The organism is Pseudomonas sp. TH07, from assembly GCF_016651285.1.
In the GTDB taxonomy this organism is placed as follows: domain Bacteria; phylum Pseudomonadota; class Gammaproteobacteria; order Pseudomonadales; family Pseudomonadaceae; genus Aquipseudomonas.
In genome coordinates this window covers 729,080-744,337 of record NZ_JAEKED010000001.1, presented here as the reverse complement: position 1 = coordinate 744,337, position 15,258 = coordinate 729,080, and the positions used below count along the sequence as shown (strand labels likewise).

Sequence of the window (15,258 nt, the reverse complement as noted above, 5' to 3'; positions counted from 1 at the left end):
CCAGCCCGGTTCTATTTGCCCAGCTTGCGTAACTCGTCGGACTCAACCACCCGAACCCCGTCCTGTTCTTCCAGGGCCAGGCGCCACATGGCACGAGCCAGCTGGCAGGCTTCGATACCGCGGTACTTGCCGGGAATCAGTTTGGACAAGGGGCCGGCCAGTTGTTCCGCCAGGCGTGGCTCAAGGCGCTCGCCCAGCAGCAGCGAAGGGCGGCAGATGGTCAGTTGCGGCCAATCCTGGGCTTGGAGCGCCTGCTCCATTTCGCCCTTGACCCGGTTGTAGAAGATCGAAGACTGGGCGTCGGCCCCCACGGCGCTGATCACGATCAGGTGCCGCGCGCCCATTTCCCGCGCGCGCTTGGCAAAGGCCACCACCATATCCAGGTCCACGGCACGAAACGCCTGTTCCGAGCCCGCCTGCTTGATGGTGGTGCCCAGGCAGCAGAAGGCGATGTCGACCTGGCCTGTGAGTTGCGGCAAAAATACAGCCGGGTCGCCCACCGGGTTTTCCAGGTGCGGATGCTCGCTCAACGGGCGGCGGCTGGGTGCCAGAACGCGGGTCACGGTGGGTTCGTTGAGCAGGCGATCAAGCAGGTGTTCGCCAGTCAGGCCGGTGGCTCCAGCGAGCAGGATATGCTGAGGCGTCAAGTACATAGTGTTTCCCCCTTGATACTGTTTCAGCTTAGTTGCTCTTTGCTTCCTTGCTGTTGATTGAGACACTTTGCAGCGCTTTTCGTGCCTGCTGTTTTCGCAATTGTTGCCAGTGCGCCAAGACCCCCTTGGGCGCCCAGATCTGCGGTTCCGAGGCTTCGAAATTATCGGCCTGCTCACGTTCGGCGACGTTGGCCCGGGCCAGTTTGAAGGCTTGCTCCAGATCATCGGTCTGGTTCAGCGCCTGGGCGAACAGCGCATCGCCAAAGTAGGTGAAATCCGCTTCCTCCGAGCAGCCGAAGGACACTCGGTCGGCCTGCGAGGCGGTCATGATCAGCGTGCGTTCGTCCTTGAGCGCCGGGATAAAGCCGCCGGAGTAACAGGCCGAGATCACGATGATTTTGTCGCGGTTCTTCAGCGGGGCCAGGGCCGTCGCCAGCTCATCGGCCGGCAGGTCGGCCAGCTCCAGACGCGGCTGATCGAGCACCAGTTCGTGGGCGCTGGTGCCGTGGCTGGTCAGGTAGATGAAAACAAGGTCTTCCGGGCCGCTGCGTTCGGCCAGGGTCTGGGCCGAGCGGTGCAGGCTTTCCCGGGTGGCCATGGGCCGGTCGGCCAGGTGGTCGCGGTGGTTGACCAGGCGGATCTGGCCGTAGGCACCGAAACGGCTGGCGAGCATGTTGCTGACGTAGTCGGCTTCGCGCAGGAACACGCTTTGCTTGCCGTCACCGGCCAGTGTCAGGCTGTACAGCTCAATCGCCGGTGTCGAGGCGGGAACGTTGGTCAACGCCTGTTCGAGCAGGCGCCCCTGGGCCAGCAAGCCGAGCTCCAGTGGGTCCGGCAGCAATTTGCCGCTGGCATCGCGCACGCGCAGGCCGTTGATCCAATCGCCGCTTTGCACGGTGCCGTCACGCAATACCAGCACCCCATGGCCCTGGTAGCTGTCGCTGTCGAAACCGCCGATATAAAAGCTGCCGTCGCTGAGGTTGAGACGACCCTGGCCGCTGAAGCGCCAATCGCTGAATTGCCCGACATAGTGGCTGCCGTCGACGCCTATCAGTTCACCTTTGCCGCTCAGGGCGCCTTCTTTGAACTGGCCGATCCACACGTCGCCATCCGCGTTTTCGTAACGCCCCTTGCCGTGCAACTGGTTCTGCTTGAAGCCGCCGACGTAGATGTCGCCCTCGGCACTGTTGAAAGTGCCGTTGCCTTCGAGCTGGCCATTGACGAAGTGGCCGCTGAACTGATTGCCGCTGGCGTCGCTGCGCTGGCCTTCGCCATTGGGCTTGCCGTGGGCGAACTGGCCCTGGTATTGGCTGCCGTCCTCCAGCTCCAAGCGCCCCAAGCCGGAATAAAGGTCGGCCTTGAACTCGCCACGGTAGGTCATGCCACCCTCTTTGAGGGTGCCTTCACCATCGCGGCGGCCAAACTTGAAACCGCCGGTGTAACTGCTGTCCTGGGTGGTCAGGCTGCCCTGGCCGTGGAACAGGCCTTGCTGGAACTGGCCGCGATAGACCTCGCCGTTGCTGCCATGCCATTCGCCGTTGCCATGCCATTGGCCATTTTCGAATTGTCCTGCGTACCAGCTGCCGTTGGGATAGTCGATGCGCCCCTGGCCCTGCAGCAGGCCGTTGACCACGTCGCCCCGATAGCGTCCGCCGTCGGGCAGCCGGGCGTCGGGCGGCAGCAGCGATTCGCCGTCTCCGCAGGCGGCGAGCAACAGGGTCAAAACCAGGGGTACAAGTGGGCGCATAGCGGGATCCGGGTAATTAGGGGACCGAGTATGCCGTAGCCATGTGGCTTATATATAGAGAGGCCGTGCGAAACAGCGTGAGCTGTTTCGCATCAACGGTGTTTCAGACGAAGCAGAGCGACAGTGGCTCGGCGATATAGGCGGGTTTTTCCTGGCCTTCGATTTCCAGGGTGGCGGTGGCCTTGAGCAACCACTGGCCGGGTTTCTTTTCGGTGACCTCGGTGAGGTCGACCTTGAGTCGCACCTTGGAGTTGACCTTGACCGGCTGGATGAAACGCACGCTGTCCAGGCCGTAGTTGACCACCATCTTCAGGCCTTCAGGCAACACCAGGATGTCTTCCATCAGCTTGGGAATCAGTGACAGCGAGAGGAAACCATGGGCGATGGTGCCGCCAAAGGGGGTTTGCGCAGCCTTGACCGGATCGACGTGGATAAACTGGAAATCGCCAGTCGCCTCGGCAAACAGGTTGATGCGCTCTTGGTCGATGGTGAGCCATTCGGAACGTCCGAGTTCCTTCCCGACATAATCTTTGAGCTCTGCAACAGGAACGTAGGGCATTGAGACTCTCCTTGGTTTATCGGTTTTATAGTTTTTCACGGGGTGGGGGCGGTGCCCTGACAACCACTTTAGATCATCATGGCCAATTGCTTGGGTCAACCATCCATGCTTTTGGCGAATGCCGGTCCATAGCCCTTGCGTGCTTATAATGCGCGACGCGTTTTTGCTGGAGAGTGGGGATGTTGTTACGCGGTCTGACATGGCTGGTGCTGTTCCAATTGCTCGGCACGGCGATCAATCATCTGTTTCTGCCGATACTGCCGGGGCCTATCGTCGGCCTGCTGCTGATGCTGATCTTCCTGATTGCACGGGGCGAAGTCGGGGAGCCCCTGAGCCTCGCGGCCAGCAGCCTGCTGCGTTACCTGCCGTTGTTGCTGGTGCCGCCGGCCGTGGGCGTGATGGTCTACGCCAAAGACATTGCCGCCGATTTCTGGGCGATTGTCGGTGCACTGGTGTTGTCCCTGGTGATTTCCATGGCCTTTGTCGGCGTGCTGATGCAGAAGCTGGTCAAGCGCCAGGCGCGGCGGGAGGAAGGGCAATGACGTTCGACTGGCAAGGTGCCTGGGCGGCCGTGATCCACCACCCGTTGTTTGGCATCGGCATTACCCTGGGGGCTTATCAACTGGTGCTGGCGGCGTTCGAGAAAACCCGCTGGATCTTTCTGCAGCCGGTGCTGGTGTCGATGCTGCTGGTCATCGGCGTGCTGCTGGGCTGTGGCCTGACGTACGCCGAGTACCGTAAGAGCACCGAGATCCTGAGTGTTCTGCTGGGCCCGGCCACGGTGGCGCTGGCTGTGCCGCTTTATCTGAATCTGCGGCGGATCCGGCAATTGTTCTGGCCGATATTTACTACGCTGGTGGTGGGTGGCGTGGTCGCTACCGGCCTTGGCGTATTGCTGGGCTGGTGGTTTGGCGCCGAGCACATGATCTTGATGACCATGGCGCCCAAGTCGGTGACTTCGCCGATTGCCATGCTGGTGGCCGAGCAGATCGGTGGTGTGGCGGCCCTGGCGGCGGTGTTCGTGCTGATCACCGGGGTCATCGGGGCTATTTTCGGCCCGAGCATCTTGAATCGCCTGGGTGTCCATAGTCCCGAGGCGCGCGGCATGGCCCTGGGCATGACGGCGCATGCCGTGGGCACCTCGGTGGCCTTGCAGGAAAACGAAGAGTGCGGTGCCTTTGCGGCGCTGGCGATGAGTCTGATGGGCGTGGCCACGGCGGTATTCCTGCCGCTGGCGGTGTCGTTGGTGGTTTAAGGATTTTTTATGAGCCTGGCGCTTTTTCCGCTGAATACCGTGCTGTTTCCGCAGTGCATCCTCGATCTGCAGGTTTTCGAGGCGCGCTACCTGGACATGATCGGCCGCTGCATGAAACAGGGCAGTGGTTTTGGCGTGGTCTGCATCCTCGAAGGCGAGGAGGTCGGCAACGTGCCGGAAGGTTATGCGCTGATCGGCTGCGAAGCGTTGATCACCGATTTTCATCAACAGGACAATGGCCTGCTGGGCATTCGGGTCAAGGGTGGGCGGCGTTTTCGGGTGCTCAGCAGCGAGGTGCAGAAGGACCAACTGGTGGTCGCCCAGGTCGAGTGGCTCGACGAGGCTCCGGAGCAACCGTTGCAGGATGAGGACGCCGACCTGATCGCCTTGCTCAAGGCGCTGGCCGAGCATCCGATGGTCGAGGCCTTGAACATGGGCACGGAAGCCACCGGCCAGCAGTCGCTGGCGAACCAGTTGGCCTATCTGCTGCCATTTTCAGAGCTGGACAAGCTGGACCTGCTGCAACTGGATGATCCGCAGCAACGCCTGGATGCGATCCAGGCGCTGCTGGATGAGTTGCAGGGCGAGCTTTTCGCCTGATCTCTGAATGTTGGGCTGCAAGTTCAGCCTGACGGCCCTTGCCACCACTCTCTAGCGGATTTCCTCAATAGGCGTAGCGCAGCAGGGCGTGGGGCAGGTGCCGCATGGCCATGAATGCGCACAGCGCAATCATGCTCGGCAGCACCAGCCACCAGACCCTGGCTGGCATTGCCGGCAAAGGCGTCTGACGCTGGCTCAGGGCTAGGCTGGCGGCACAGACGCAGGTAGCGAGCATCGCGCCGGCCAGAATATCGGTAGGCCAATGCGCCCCGAGGTAGACCCGCGACAAGGCGATCGAAGCGGCCGGCAGGCAGCCCAGCAGCAGCCAGGTCAGGCGCATCCTGGGTGGCTGGCCGCGCCCGGCAAGCACCGCCAGGGTCAGGAACAAGGCAAAGGCGCCGGAAGAATGCCCGCTGGGCATGCTGTAGCTGGTCAGTGGATCGGTCAGCACCTCGGGGCGGACCCGGGCGAAGAACCACTTGCTGCCGGTGTTGGCCAGGGCGGTGCACATCAGTGTGGCGCCGGCGAAGATCGCCTGCCGCCATTGGCGGGCAATCAACAACAGCAGGGTGAGCACGCCGCTGATGATGAACATGGCTCGGAACTCGCCGATCTGCGTGACCATCACCATGATCCGGTCTAGGGAGGCGCTGCGATGCTCCTGCACCAAGGCAATCAGGCCCTGATCGAACTGGATCAGGTAGGGGTAGCCGATAAACAGCCCGGCCAGGATCACCAGGCTCATCACACTCATGATCAAGGTGGCATTGCGGTGTCGACGCAGGCTGCTGGTAATGCTCAGGCCCACCAGCACGGCAATGCTGCCGACCACGACTCCCGCCTCGGGCCAGAAACCCTCGGGCAGCGGCAGGCGTATCGCGGCGCCGGTGGCCCAGCCGGGCAGCAGGTAGGCAACGGTCCAGCCGGCAGCGGCGAGCAGGCTGACGGCAATAAAACGGGGGAAGGGCATGTCGAACATGCCGGCGACCATCGGCAGCATCGGCCGCAACGGCCCGATAAAACGACCCACCAGCAGGCTGGCGATGCCATAACGCTGAAAATACGCTTCGGCGCCGCTGATCCATTGCGGGTGTTGGCGCAGCCCGGGCAGTCGACGAATGCTCTGATGAAAATGTCTGCCGAGCAGGTAGGAAACGACGTCGCCCAGCAGCCCCCCGAGGAACCCCAGCAGCAGGGTTTCGCCCAGGGATAACGCGCCGTTGCCGGCCAGCACGGCAATCGCGAATAGCAGCACCGTGCCGGGCACGATCAGGCCGGCAATCGCCAGGCACTCGACACAGGCCACAATAAATACCGCGGCGGCCAGCCACTGCGGGTTGGCCGTCAACCAGGTGGTCATGCCATCGAGCCATGGGCCCATAGAGTCAACTCCGTCATGTGCACATTGAACGCAGAAGCGCGCCAGATCGCGATAGCGCTATCGCGGGCAGGTTCGTTGCTGCGGGATTTCAGTCGAGCAGAAAGTAATCGCGTCCTTCGACTTGGCCGCGACGCAAGGGGTTCCGCGTGCAATAAGGCGCGTAGGACGCATCGACGAAGCGGTACATCAAATGCTCGTCGCGGCCGTGGGGAATGCCCAGGCGAGTGGTCTGGATAATCTGTCCAACCGGGGTGCCGACATCTTCGACAAACAGCAGCTCCTGATCAAAGCGCTTGGCATCCCAGATTGGGACTTTCAAGCCCAAGGCCTTGCACAGCAGGGTCTGGCCGGCGCACAGCTTTTGCGAGGGGCGGGGGCGGCCACTGGCATCGGGGTTGTTGAGCAGCATTTGCGCCAGGCTGGCCGGGCCAGAGACCGCGTCGACCCAGGGGTAGGCCGATTTTATCAGCACCGCATTGCCCGGACCCTGAGCGCTGAAATTCAGCGAATCGCCGCCGCGGGCGTAATACATGTAGATGTGGCCGCCATCCAGAAACAAAGCCTTACGCTTTTCTGTGTAGCCGAGGGAGGCGTGGCTGCCTTTTTCCTCGCAGTAATAGGCTTCGGTCTCAATAATGCGCGCCGATAACCACAGGCCGTCGACTTTATGCCGGATGATTTTGCCCAGCAGTTCGCGGGCCAGCAGTTGCGCATCACGGTCGAAGAAGCTGTCAGGCAGGGCGTTGGGCAGGTCTGCGTTGGTCAGAATGGACATGGTGGCAACGGTGGGCGACGAGAAATGTGACGCAATGATATCAACATCAGCCTTAACCCATGCTTAACGCACGCTATTTGCCCTCCATTTTGACCATCCGCCCGTGACCGCTGTCCGTGGGCCGATGCGACAGCTATAATCTGCCGCTTTCCTCTTTGCCAAGACCACACCAGACCATGACTGAGTCCGTTCTTGACTACATGACCCGTTTGGGTCGCGCTGCCCGCGAAGCTTCGCGTGTCATCGGCCGTGCCAGCACTGCGCAGAAAAACCGTGCGCTGAATGCTGCTGCCGCTGCTTTGGACGCCGCTCGTCCAGAACTGACCGCTGCCAACGAGCAGGACCTGGCTGCCGGTCGCGCCAATGGTCTGGAACCGGCCATGCTTGAACGCCTGGCACTGACCCCGGCCCGTATCGACGGCATGATCGTTGGTCTACGCCAGGTGGCGAGCCTGCCGGACCCGGTGGGCGCGATTCGCGATATGAGCTACCGGCCTTCGGGTATCCAGGTCGGCAAAATGCGCGTGCCGCTGGGTGTGGTTGGCATCATTTACGAATCACGGCCGAATGTGACCATCGATGCCGCGAGCCTGTGCCTGAAGTCGGGTAACGCGACCATCCTGCGTGGCGGCTCCGAGGCCATCCACTCCAATCGCGCCATCGCCCTGTGCATCCAGCGCGGCCTGGCCGAAGCCGGCTTGCCGGCGGCCGTGGTCCAGGTGGTCGAAGTGACCGACCGGGCGGCTGTCGGTGCCTTGATCACCATGCCGGAATACGTCGACGTGATCGTGCCGCGCGGTGGCAAGGGCCTGATCGAACGCGTCAGCCGTGACGCCCGCGTGCCGGTGATCAAGCATCTGGACGGCATCTGCCACGTTTATGTCGGTGCTCACGCGGACCTGGCCAAGGCCCAGCGCATTGCCTTCAACGCCAAGACCTACCGTTATGGCATCTGCGGCGCGATGGAAACCCTGCTGGTGGATCAAGCGGTGGCTGCCGAGTTCTTGCCGGCGATGGCTGCGCAGTTCCGCGAGAAGGGTGTCGAGTTGCGGGGTTGCGAGCGTACTCAGGCCATCATCGACGTGATTGCCGCAACCGAAGAAGACTGGAATACCGAGTACCTGGCACCGATTCTGTCGATCCGCGTGGTGGACGACCTGGGTCAGGCCATTGAGCACATCAACCATTACGGCTCGCACCACACGGACTCGATCGTCACTGAACACCAGGGTGAGGCCCGGCGTTTTGTGGCTGAGGTCGACTCCAGTTCGGTGATGATCAACACCCCGACCTGCTTTGCCGATGGCTTTGAATACGGATTGGGTGCGGAGATTGGCATTTCTACTGATAAGCTGCACGCCCGCGGCCCGGTAGGTCTCGAAGGCTTGACCTGCGAGAAATACATCGTGGTCGGTGATGGCCAGTTGCGTGGACAGGAGTCGGTCTGACTTGGGCGACCTTGGCCAGCCAGCCGTTCTGCCCGTCAGCGAACCCCGGCCCAGACGCATTGGCGTACTCGGCGGGACGTTCGACCCGGTGCATATCGGCCATTTGCGCGGTGCGCTGGAAGTGGCCGAATCGCTGACTCTTGATGAATTGCGCCTGACACCCAGTGCCAGGCCGCCTCATCGCAACACGCCGCAGGTATCGGCGTTGGACCGTCTGGCGATGGTCGAGTGCGCGGTCACGGGGGTATCACCGTTGGTGGTGGACGACCGTGAGCTGAAACGGGACAAACCGTCCTACACCATCGACACCCTGGAACTGATGCGGGCCGAGTTGGCCGCGGATGACCAGTTGTTTCTGCTACTGGGCTGGGACGCTTTTTGCGGCCTGCCCACCTGGCATCGCTGGGAGGAGTTACTCCAGCATTGCCACATCCTGGTGCTGCAACGCCCGGATGCCGACAGCGAACCGCCGGATGCCTTGCGCAACCTGCTGGCAGCGCGGTCGGTAAGTGACCCCTTGGCCCTGACCGGGCCAAGCGGGAATATTGCATTCGTCTGGCAGACCCCGCTTGCGGTGTCTGCCACCCAGATCCGTCAACTGCTGGCCAGCGGTAAGTCGGTACGTTTCCTGGTGCCTGACGCGGTCCTGGCCTACATCGATGCGCACGGGCTTTACCGTGCGTCGAACTGAAAAGGCGCGCTTGAAGGCACGAATAGTCGTGTATTGAAGCGCCCGAACATACGAGCAAAACGAGTTTTATATGACGAACAACGACGTAAACAAAGTTAAGCGCAAAGGCACGTTCAAGAGTGCCCCGCTGCCTGAAAAAGTCATCATCGGCGAGCCCCTCAAGGGCGAAGAGCTGGTCAAGGTTGCCGTAGCGGCCCTGGAAGACGTCAAGGCCCAGGACGTGCTGGTCATCGATGTGCGTGACAAGCAAAGCATCACTGACTACATGATCATTGCCACCGGTACCTCCAACCGTCAGATCGGCGCGATGCTGGACAAGGTTCGCGAAGCCGTGAAGGCCCTGGGCGTCAAGCCGCTGGGTGAAGAAGGCAAGGGCGACAGCGACTGGGTGTTGTTGGATATGGACGACGTGATCGTTCACATGATGACCTCCAACGCCCGTCAGTTCTACGACCTGGAGCGCCTGTGGAAAGGCGCCGAGCAGAGCCGTGCCGCCGATGGCAAGCACCACAGTCCGGAAGTGGGTCACGAGCATTTCAACAAGCTCAACAAAGACCAGGAATAAGGAACGGCTGTGCGCCTGCGTCTGATCGCTGTCGGTTCACGCATGCCCAAGTGGGTGGAAGAGGGCTGGCATGAATATGCCAAGCGCTTGCCGTCCGAGCTGGCGCTGGAACTGGTGGAAATACCGCTCAATACCCGGGGCAAGAACGCCGACGTGGCACGCTTTATCCGTCAGGAAGGCGAAGCCATGTTGGCCAAGGTCGGCCCCAACGAGCGGATTGTCACCCTCGAGGTGCACGGCAAGCCCTGGAGCACCGAGCAACTGGCGGTCGAACTGGACCGCTGGCGGCTCGATTCGCGCACGGTCAATTTCATGGTTGGCGGCCCGGAAGGGCTGGCGCCGGAAGTCTGTGCGCGGGCGGATCAGCGCTGGTCGCTGTCGCCGCTGACCTTGCCCCACCCGCTGGTACGCATCCTCATCGGTGAACAGCTGTATCGCGCCTGGACAGTCCTGTCCGGGCACCCTTATCACAAGTAGCCCTGCGCCCTAATGTCCCAGCCGATCCGCATCAAGGACCACGAGAAAGACGCCCGTCTGGTGCGTGGCCGGGTCGTGTTCGGTGCAATTGCAGTGGTGTGCCTGATCGGGGTGCTGATCGCGCGGTTGTATTTTCTGCAGGTCATCCAGTACGAGTACCACTCGACCCTGTCGGAAAACAACCGCGTCCACGTACAGCCGATTCCACCGACCCGCGGCCTGATTTTTGACCGCAACGGCGTCGTGGTGGCGGATAACCGGCCGAGCTTCAGCCTGAGCATGACCCGCGAGCGCTCCGGCGACTGGCGCCAGGTCCTCGATGTGATTGTCGAGGTGCTGGAGCTGACGCCGGAGGACCGCGTGCTCTTCGAAAAGCGCATGAGCCAGGGGCGGCGGCCATTCGAACCGGTGCCGATTCTGTTTGAGCTCAACGAAGAGCAGATCGCCCGGATCGCGGTCAACCAGTTCCGCCTGCCGGGCGTGGAAGTGGTGGCCCAGTTGGTGCGCCATTACCCCCAGGGCGCGCACTTTGCGCACTCGGTGGGCTACATGGGGCGGATCAACGAGAAAGAGCTGAAGTCCCTGGATCCGGTCAACTACAGCGGCACTCACCATATCGGCAAGACCGGTATCGAGCGCTTCTACGAGCCGGAATTGCACGGCCAGGTGGGCTACGAAGAAGTCGAGACCAACGCCCGAGGCCGCGTGCTGCGGGTGCTCAAGCGCACCGATCCGATTCCTGGCAAAGACATTGTCCTGAGCCTCGACATCAAGCTGCAGGAAGCCGCCGAACTGGCCCTGGGTGGGCGTCGTGGCGCGGTGGTGGCGCTGGATCCCACCACCGGTGAAGTACTGGCGATGGTCAGCCAGCCAAGCTTCGACCCGAACCTGTTCGTGACCGGCATCAGCTTCAAGGCCTATGCCGAGTTGCGCGATTCGATCGATCGTCCGCTGTTCAACCGGGTGCTGCGCGGCCTTTATCCGCCGGGCTCGACCATCAAACCAGCGGTGGCGATTGCCGGTCTCGATTCGGGCGTGGTCACGGCCTCGACCCGGGTCTTCGATCCGGGTTATTACCAATTGCCCAATTACGATCACAAGTACCGCAACTGGAACCGCACCGGTGACGGCTATGTCGACCTGGACACGGCGATCATGCGTTCCAACGACACCTACTTCTATGACCTGGCCCACAAGCTGGGGATCGATCGGTTGTCGGCCTACATGAACAAGTTCGGTATCGGGCAGAAGGTGTCCCTGGACATGTTCGAGGAATCACCAGGGCTGATGCCGTCCCGTGAATGGAAGCGCGCCACCCGGCGCCAGGCCTGGTTCCCGGGGGAAACCCTGATTCTCGGGATCGGCCAGGGCTATATGCAGTCGACCCCTTTGCAACTGGCCCAGGCCACTGCGCTGGTGGCCAGCAAGGGCAAGTGGAACCGCCCGCACCTGGCCAAGACTATCGAGGGCGAAAAGCCGGTGGATGAAAATCCAATGCCGGACATCGTCCTGCGTGACCCGTCGGACTGGACCAAGGTCAATCACGGCATGCAGCAGGTGATGCACGGCGCTCGCGGTACCGCGCGCAAGGCGGCAGTCGGCGCGCAGTATCGGATCGCCGGCAAGAGTGGTACCGCCCAGGTGGTCGCCATCAAGCAGGGCGAGAAGTACGACCGCTCCAAAGTCCAGGAACGCCACCGCGACCACGCCCTGTTTGTCGGGTTTGCCCCGGCGGACAACCCCAGAATCGTGGTCTCGGTCATGGTCGAGAACGGTGAGTCGGGTTCCGGCGTCGCGGCCCCGGTAGTGCGTCAGATCATGGATGCCTGGCTGCTAGGCCAGGACGGTCAGCTCAAGCCCGAGTTCGCCAGCCCTATCAGCGCGGAGGCTACGGCCCGTGAAGAGTAATTTTGATCGCATCCTCTCCAGCGAGGATGTGATGCGGCGTCGCGCGACTCTGTTGCAGCGCATGCACATCGATGGACCGTTATTGATCCTGCTGCTGACCCTGGCGGCCGGCAGCCTGTTTGTCCTGTACTCGGCCAGCGGCAAGAGCTGGGACCTGCTGGCCAAGCAGGCGACCTCGTTTGGCATCGGCCTGGTGTCGATGATCGTGATCGCCCAGTTCGAGCCGCGCTTCATGGCGCGCTGGGTACCGCTGGCCTATGTGTTCGGCGTGGTGCTGCTGGTGGTGGTGGATGTCATGGGGCACAACGCCATGGGCGCCACCCGCTGGATCAACATCCCGGGGGTGATTCGCTTCCAGCCGTCGGAATTCATGAAGATCATCATGCCCGCGACCATTGCCTGGTACCTGGCCAAGCGCACCCTGCCGCCGCAACTCAAGCACGTGGGGATCAGCCTGGTGCTGATCGGTATTCCGTTCATTCTGATCGTGCGCCAGCCCGACCTCGGCACCTCGCTGCTGATTCTCGCCGGCGGCGCCTTCGTGCTGTTCATGGGTGGGCTGCGCTGGCGCTGGATCCTCAGCGTGCTGGCGGCGGCGGTGCCGGTGGCGGTGGCGATGTGGTTCTTTATCATGCACGACTACCAGAAGCAGCGGATCCTGACCTTCCTCGATCCGGAGAGCGATCCGCTCGGCACCGGCTGGAACATTATCCAGTCCAAGGCGGCCATCGGTTCCGGCGGCGTATTTGGCAAAGGCTGGTTGTTGGGCACTCAGTCGCACCTGGACTTTCTCCCGGAAAGCCACACCGACTTCATCATTGCGGTGATGGGCGAGGAATTCGGTCTGGTGGGCATCTGCGCGCTGCTGCTGATCTATCTGTTGTTGATCGGTCGCGGGCTGGTGATTACCGCCCAGGCGCAGACGCTGTTCGGTAAATTGCTCGCCGGCAGCCTGACCATGACGTTTTTTGTTTACGTTTTCGTCAACATCGGTATGGTCAGTGGCCTGTTGCCGGTTGTGGGGGTGCCGTTGCCGTTCATTAGCTACGGAGGAACTTCGCTGGTGACACTGCTGTCAGCGTTTGGGGTTTTGATGTCGATCCATACCCATCGTAAGTGGATCGCGCAGGTTTGAAAAAGGTGAAGAATTCAATGCAAGTAATGCGTGGCTGGGCCGCTCGGTATGCACCGTGGGTCGGTCTGGTAGGCATCCTTGGTGCAACGCAGGAAGCGTTGGCCGGCGATTACGAGGGTTCGCCGCAAGTGGCCGAGTTCGTGGGTGAAATGACCCGCGATTATGGCTTTGCAGGCGAGCAGCTGATGGGTGTGTTCCGCGAGGCTGAACGCAAGCAATCGATTCTGGACGCCATTTCAAGGCCTGCCGAGCGCGTCAAGCAATGGAAAGAATACCGGCCCATGTTCATCACCGACGCGCGCATTGCCCGCGGGGTGGACTTCTGGCGTCAGCACGAAGCCGCATTGGCCCGCGCCGAGCAGGAATATGGCGTGCCGGCCCAGGTGATAGTGTCGATTATCGGCGTTGAGACCTTTTTTGGTCGAAATACCGGTAATTACCGGGTGATCGATGCTTTATCCACCCTGAGTTTTGATTATCCGCCGCGCGCCGAATTCTTCCGCAAGGAGCTGCGCGAGTTTTTGCTGCTGGCCCGTGAAGAGCAGGTTGACCCCTTGACGCTCAAGGGCTCCTACGCCGGGGCCATGGGGCTGCCGCAGTTCATGCCGAGCAGCTTTCGCGCGTACGCCGTGGATTTCGACGGTGACGGCCACATTAATATCTGGACCAATCCGGACGATGCCATTGGCAGCGTCGCCAGCTACTTCAAGCGCCACGGCTGGGTGGCCGGCGAGCCGGTGGTCAGCCGCGCCGATGTGCGCGGCGATCAGGTCGATGAAGGCCTGACTACCGGCATCGAGCCGACGAAAACCGTCGGGGAGTTGCGGGCCCTGGGCTGGTCGAGTCATGATGCGCTGCGCGATGATTTGCCCGTCACCGCCTTCCGCCTGGAAGGCGACAATGGCCCGGAATACTGGATGGGCCTGAAGAATTTTTACGCGATCACGCGTTATAACCGCAGCGTGATGTACGCCATGGCCGTACATCAGTTGTCTGAACAGCTGGTCCAAGCACGGGGCGTCAAGTAATGCTGGCATCGCCAATTCGCAAACCCCTGAAGCTGGTGGCTTTCGCCGCGTTGTCCTTGCTGGTGGTCAGTTGCTCGACGAGTCGAGCGCCGCAACAGAAATCCTCGACCGCGGTGCGTTCCGCCCCGGGCCTGGATATCAACCGTGCCCACAAGGACGGCGCGCCCTGGTGGGATGTCGACGTTTCACGCATTCCCGATGCCACCCCGACCCTGCACACCGGGCCCTACAAGGCCAACCCTTATACGGTGCTGGGCAAGACCTATTTCCCGATGGCCGAATCCAAGCGCTATGTCGCGTCAGGTACGGCGTCCTGGTATGGCACCAAGTTTCATGGGCAGAACACCGCCAATGGCGAGGTGTATGACCTGTATGGCATGAGCGCGGCGCACAAGACACTGCCGCTGCCCAGTTACGTGCGGGTGACCAACCTGGACAACAACAAGACCGTGATTCTGCGGGTCAACGACCGTGGGCCGTTCTACTCCGATCGCATCATCGACCTGTCCTACGCCGCAGCGAAAAAGCTCGGGTATGCCGAGACCGGCACGGCGCGGGTCAAGGTTGAAGGCATCGATCCCCAGGAGTGGTGGGCCCAGCGTGGTCGCCCGGCGCCGTTGATGCTCAATGAACCGCAGGTGGCGCAGAATGCCGCGCCGACGGTCACGGCATCGACTGGCACGGTAGAACAATGGACGCCGCCGCCCCAGCAGCACGCCGCCGCCGTGGTGCCGGTGCAGCTGGAGGCCAAGAAAGCGGCTGCTTCCCCAGCCTCTGGCCAGTATCTGCAGGTGGGCGCCTTCGCCAACCCGGATGCTGCCGAATTGCTGAGGTCGAAGTTGAGCGGAATGGTGAGCGCCCCGGTGTTCATCAGTTCGATCGTGCGTAATCAGCAGACCCTGCACCGGGTGCGCCTGGGGCCGATCGGCTCGCCGGGTGAGATTCAGCAAGTGCAGAACAGCGTGCGCCTGGCCAATCTGGGTCAGCCGAGCGTCGTGACTGCCGAGTGATTTTTTGATTCAGGGTCTGCCCGCGT

Annotated in this window: 16 protein-coding genes; 11 read left to right on the top strand and 5 right to left on the bottom strand. The window is 61.9% G+C overall.

Going from position 1 to position 15,258, the window contains the following annotated elements; genetic code table 11:
* Nucleotides 1–11 precede the first annotated feature (11 nt).
* The 3 genes from JFU57_RS03595 to JFU57_RS03585 form a co-directional block, all read right to left on the bottom strand.
* The gene (locus tag JFU57_RS03595) at nucleotides 12–653 is read right to left on the bottom strand and encodes an oxidoreductase (RefSeq protein ID WP_078471637.1); all 642 of its coding nucleotides are present in this window, start codon (nucleotides 651–653) and stop codon (nucleotides 12–14) included.
* Nucleotides 654–681: 28 nt separating this feature from the next.
* Nucleotides 682–2,400, bottom strand: coding sequence for a C13 family peptidase (locus tag JFU57_RS03590; RefSeq protein ID WP_201128172.1), 1,719 nt, complete (start codon nucleotides 2,398–2,400; stop codon nucleotides 682–684).
* 103 nt (nucleotides 2,401–2,503) lie between these two features.
* Nucleotides 2,504–2,959, bottom strand: coding sequence for a MaoC family dehydratase (locus JFU57_RS03585; RefSeq protein WP_020295268.1), 456 nt, complete (start codon nucleotides 2,957–2,959; stop codon nucleotides 2,504–2,506).
* Nucleotides 2,960–3,138: 179 nt separating this feature from the next.
* Here JFU57_RS03585 and JFU57_RS03580 point away from each other — a divergent pair, with 179 nt between their 5' ends.
* The 3 genes from JFU57_RS03580 to JFU57_RS03570 are packed head-to-tail and all read left to right on the top strand — an operon-like array spanning nucleotide 3,139 to nucleotide 4,814.
* Nucleotides 3,139–3,501: a CidA/LrgA family protein gene (locus JFU57_RS03580; protein WP_078471640.1), complete on the top strand. Its 363-nt coding sequence runs from the start codon at nucleotides 3,139–3,141 to the stop codon at nucleotides 3,499–3,501.
* Nucleotides 3,498–4,214: an LrgB family protein gene (locus JFU57_RS03575; RefSeq protein ID WP_201128170.1), complete on the top strand. Its 717-nt coding sequence runs from the start codon at nucleotides 3,498–3,500 to the stop codon at nucleotides 4,212–4,214. Before JFU57_RS03580 ends, JFU57_RS03575 begins: the two co-directional genes overlap by 4 nt.
* Before the next feature lie 9 nt (nucleotides 4,215–4,223).
* Complete coding sequence (locus tag JFU57_RS03570; RefSeq protein WP_201128168.1) at nucleotides 4,224–4,814, top strand: LON peptidase substrate-binding domain-containing protein; 591 nt, start codon at nucleotides 4,224–4,226, stop codon at nucleotides 4,812–4,814.
* A 64-nt stretch (nucleotides 4,815–4,878) separates the two neighbouring features.
* Here JFU57_RS03570 and JFU57_RS03565 read toward each other — a convergent pair whose 3' ends face one another.
* Together JFU57_RS03565 and JFU57_RS03560 are read right to left on the bottom strand one after the other, a co-directional pair.
* Nucleotides 4,879–6,195 carry a bifunctional DedA family/phosphatase PAP2 family protein gene (locus JFU57_RS03565; RefSeq protein WP_201128161.1) on the bottom strand — a complete coding sequence of 439 codons (1,317 nt, stop codon included), beginning with the start codon at nucleotides 6,193–6,195 and terminating at the stop codon, nucleotides 4,879–4,881.
* Nucleotides 6,196–6,283: 88 nt separating this feature from the next.
* Entirely contained in the window at nucleotides 6,284–6,970 is a 687-nt protein-coding gene (locus JFU57_RS03560; protein ID WP_201128160.1) for a DNA-3-methyladenine glycosylase, read from the bottom strand.
* A gap of 176 nt (nucleotides 6,971–7,146) precedes the next feature.
* On the opposite strand from JFU57_RS03560, the gene JFU57_RS03555 reads away from it, so the two are divergent.
* The 8 genes from JFU57_RS03555 (at nucleotide 7,147) to JFU57_RS03520 (ending at nucleotide 15,232) form a co-directional block, all read left to right on the top strand.
* Nucleotides 7,147–8,418 carry a glutamate-5-semialdehyde dehydrogenase gene (locus tag JFU57_RS03555; RefSeq protein ID WP_201128159.1) on the top strand — a complete coding sequence of 424 codons (1,272 nt, stop codon included), beginning with the start codon at nucleotides 7,147–7,149 and terminating at the stop codon, nucleotides 8,416–8,418.
* The gene (nadD, locus tag JFU57_RS03550) at nucleotides 8,387–9,109 is read left to right on the top strand and encodes a nicotinate-nucleotide adenylyltransferase (RefSeq protein WP_242487417.1); all 723 of its coding nucleotides are present in this window, start codon (nucleotides 8,387–8,389) and stop codon (nucleotides 9,107–9,109) included. Before JFU57_RS03555 ends, nadD begins: the two co-directional genes overlap by 32 nt.
* Nucleotides 9,110–9,179: 70 nt before the next feature.
* The gene (gene rsfS, locus JFU57_RS03545; RefSeq protein ID WP_078471645.1) at nucleotides 9,180–9,674 is read left to right on the top strand and encodes a ribosome silencing factor; all 495 of its coding nucleotides are present in this window, start codon (nucleotides 9,180–9,182) and stop codon (nucleotides 9,672–9,674) included.
* A gap of 9 nt (nucleotides 9,675–9,683) precedes the next feature.
* The gene (gene rlmH, locus JFU57_RS03540; RefSeq protein ID WP_003185785.1) at nucleotides 9,684–10,151 is read left to right on the top strand and encodes a 23S rRNA (pseudouridine(1915)-N(3))-methyltransferase RlmH; all 468 of its coding nucleotides are present in this window, start codon (nucleotides 9,684–9,686) and stop codon (nucleotides 10,149–10,151) included.
* Nucleotides 10,152–10,163: 12 nt separating this feature from the next.
* Nucleotides 10,164–12,059, top strand: coding sequence for a penicillin-binding protein 2 (gene mrdA, locus JFU57_RS03535; RefSeq protein WP_078471646.1), 1,896 nt, complete (start codon nucleotides 10,164–10,166; stop codon nucleotides 12,057–12,059).
* Between the two features lie 31 nt (nucleotides 12,060–12,090).
* The gene (rodA, locus tag JFU57_RS03530) at nucleotides 12,091–13,194 is read left to right on the top strand and encodes a rod shape-determining protein RodA (protein ID WP_078471647.1); all 1,104 of its coding nucleotides are present in this window, start codon (nucleotides 12,091–12,093) and stop codon (nucleotides 13,192–13,194) included.
* Between the two features lie 17 nt (nucleotides 13,195–13,211).
* A complete protein-coding gene (gene mltB / locus JFU57_RS03525; RefSeq protein ID WP_078471648.1) occupies nucleotides 13,212–14,222 on the top strand; it encodes a lytic murein transglycosylase B in 1,011 nt (336 codons plus the stop codon).
* Complete coding sequence (locus JFU57_RS03520; RefSeq protein WP_020295280.1) at nucleotides 14,222–15,232, top strand: septal ring lytic transglycosylase RlpA family protein; 1,011 nt, start codon at nucleotides 14,222–14,224, stop codon at nucleotides 15,230–15,232. The genes mltB and JFU57_RS03520 overlap by 1 nt, the downstream gene beginning before the upstream one ends.
* The last annotated feature ends 26 nt before the right edge of the window (nucleotides 15,233–15,258 follow it).

Excerpts from the sequence above, each read along its gene's own strand:
- mrdA (WP_078471646.1), top strand. The coding sequence starts at position 10,164 with ATGTCCCAGCCGATCCGCATCAAGGACCACGAGAAAGACGCCCGTCTG.
- JFU57_RS03575 (WP_201128170.1), top strand. The coding sequence starts at position 3,498 with ATGACGTTCGACTGGCAAGGTGCCTGGGCGGCCGTGATCCACCACCCG.
- mltB (WP_078471648.1), top strand. The coding sequence starts at position 13,212 with ATGCAAGTAATGCGTGGCTGGGCCGCTCGGTATGCACCGTGGGTCGGT.
- JFU57_RS03560 (WP_201128160.1), bottom strand. The coding sequence starts at position 6,970 with ATGTCCATTCTGACCAACGCAGACCTGCCCAACGCCCTGCCTGACAGC.
- JFU57_RS03585 (WP_020295268.1), bottom strand. The coding sequence starts at position 2,959 with ATGCCCTACGTTCCTGTTGCAGAGCTCAAAGATTATGTCGGGAAGGAA.
- JFU57_RS03595 (WP_078471637.1), bottom strand. The coding sequence starts at position 653 with ATGTACTTGACGCCTCAGCATATCCTGCTCGCTGGAGCCACCGGCCTG.
- JFU57_RS03590 (WP_201128172.1), bottom strand. The coding sequence starts at position 2,400 with ATGCGCCCACTTGTACCCCTGGTTTTGACCCTGTTGCTCGCCGCCTGC.
- nadD (WP_242487417.1), top strand. The coding sequence starts at position 8,387 with ATGGCCAGTTGCGTGGACAGGAGTCGGTCTGACTTGGGCGACCTTGGC.
- JFU57_RS03570 (WP_201128168.1), top strand. The coding sequence starts at position 4,224 with ATGAGCCTGGCGCTTTTTCCGCTGAATACCGTGCTGTTTCCGCAGTGC.
- JFU57_RS03565 (WP_201128161.1), bottom strand. The coding sequence starts at position 6,195 with ATGGGCCCATGGCTCGATGGCATGACCACCTGGTTGACGGCCAACCCG.
- JFU57_RS03555 (WP_201128159.1), top strand. The coding sequence starts at position 7,147 with ATGACTGAGTCCGTTCTTGACTACATGACCCGTTTGGGTCGCGCTGCC.
- JFU57_RS03520 (WP_020295280.1), top strand. The coding sequence starts at position 14,222 with ATGCTGGCATCGCCAATTCGCAAACCCCTGAAGCTGGTGGCTTTCGCC.
- JFU57_RS03580 (WP_078471640.1), top strand. The coding sequence starts at position 3,139 with ATGTTGTTACGCGGTCTGACATGGCTGGTGCTGTTCCAATTGCTCGGC.
- rodA (WP_078471647.1), top strand. The coding sequence starts at position 12,091 with ATGCGGCGTCGCGCGACTCTGTTGCAGCGCATGCACATCGATGGACCG.
- rsfS (WP_078471645.1), top strand. The coding sequence starts at position 9,180 with ATGACGAACAACGACGTAAACAAAGTTAAGCGCAAAGGCACGTTCAAG.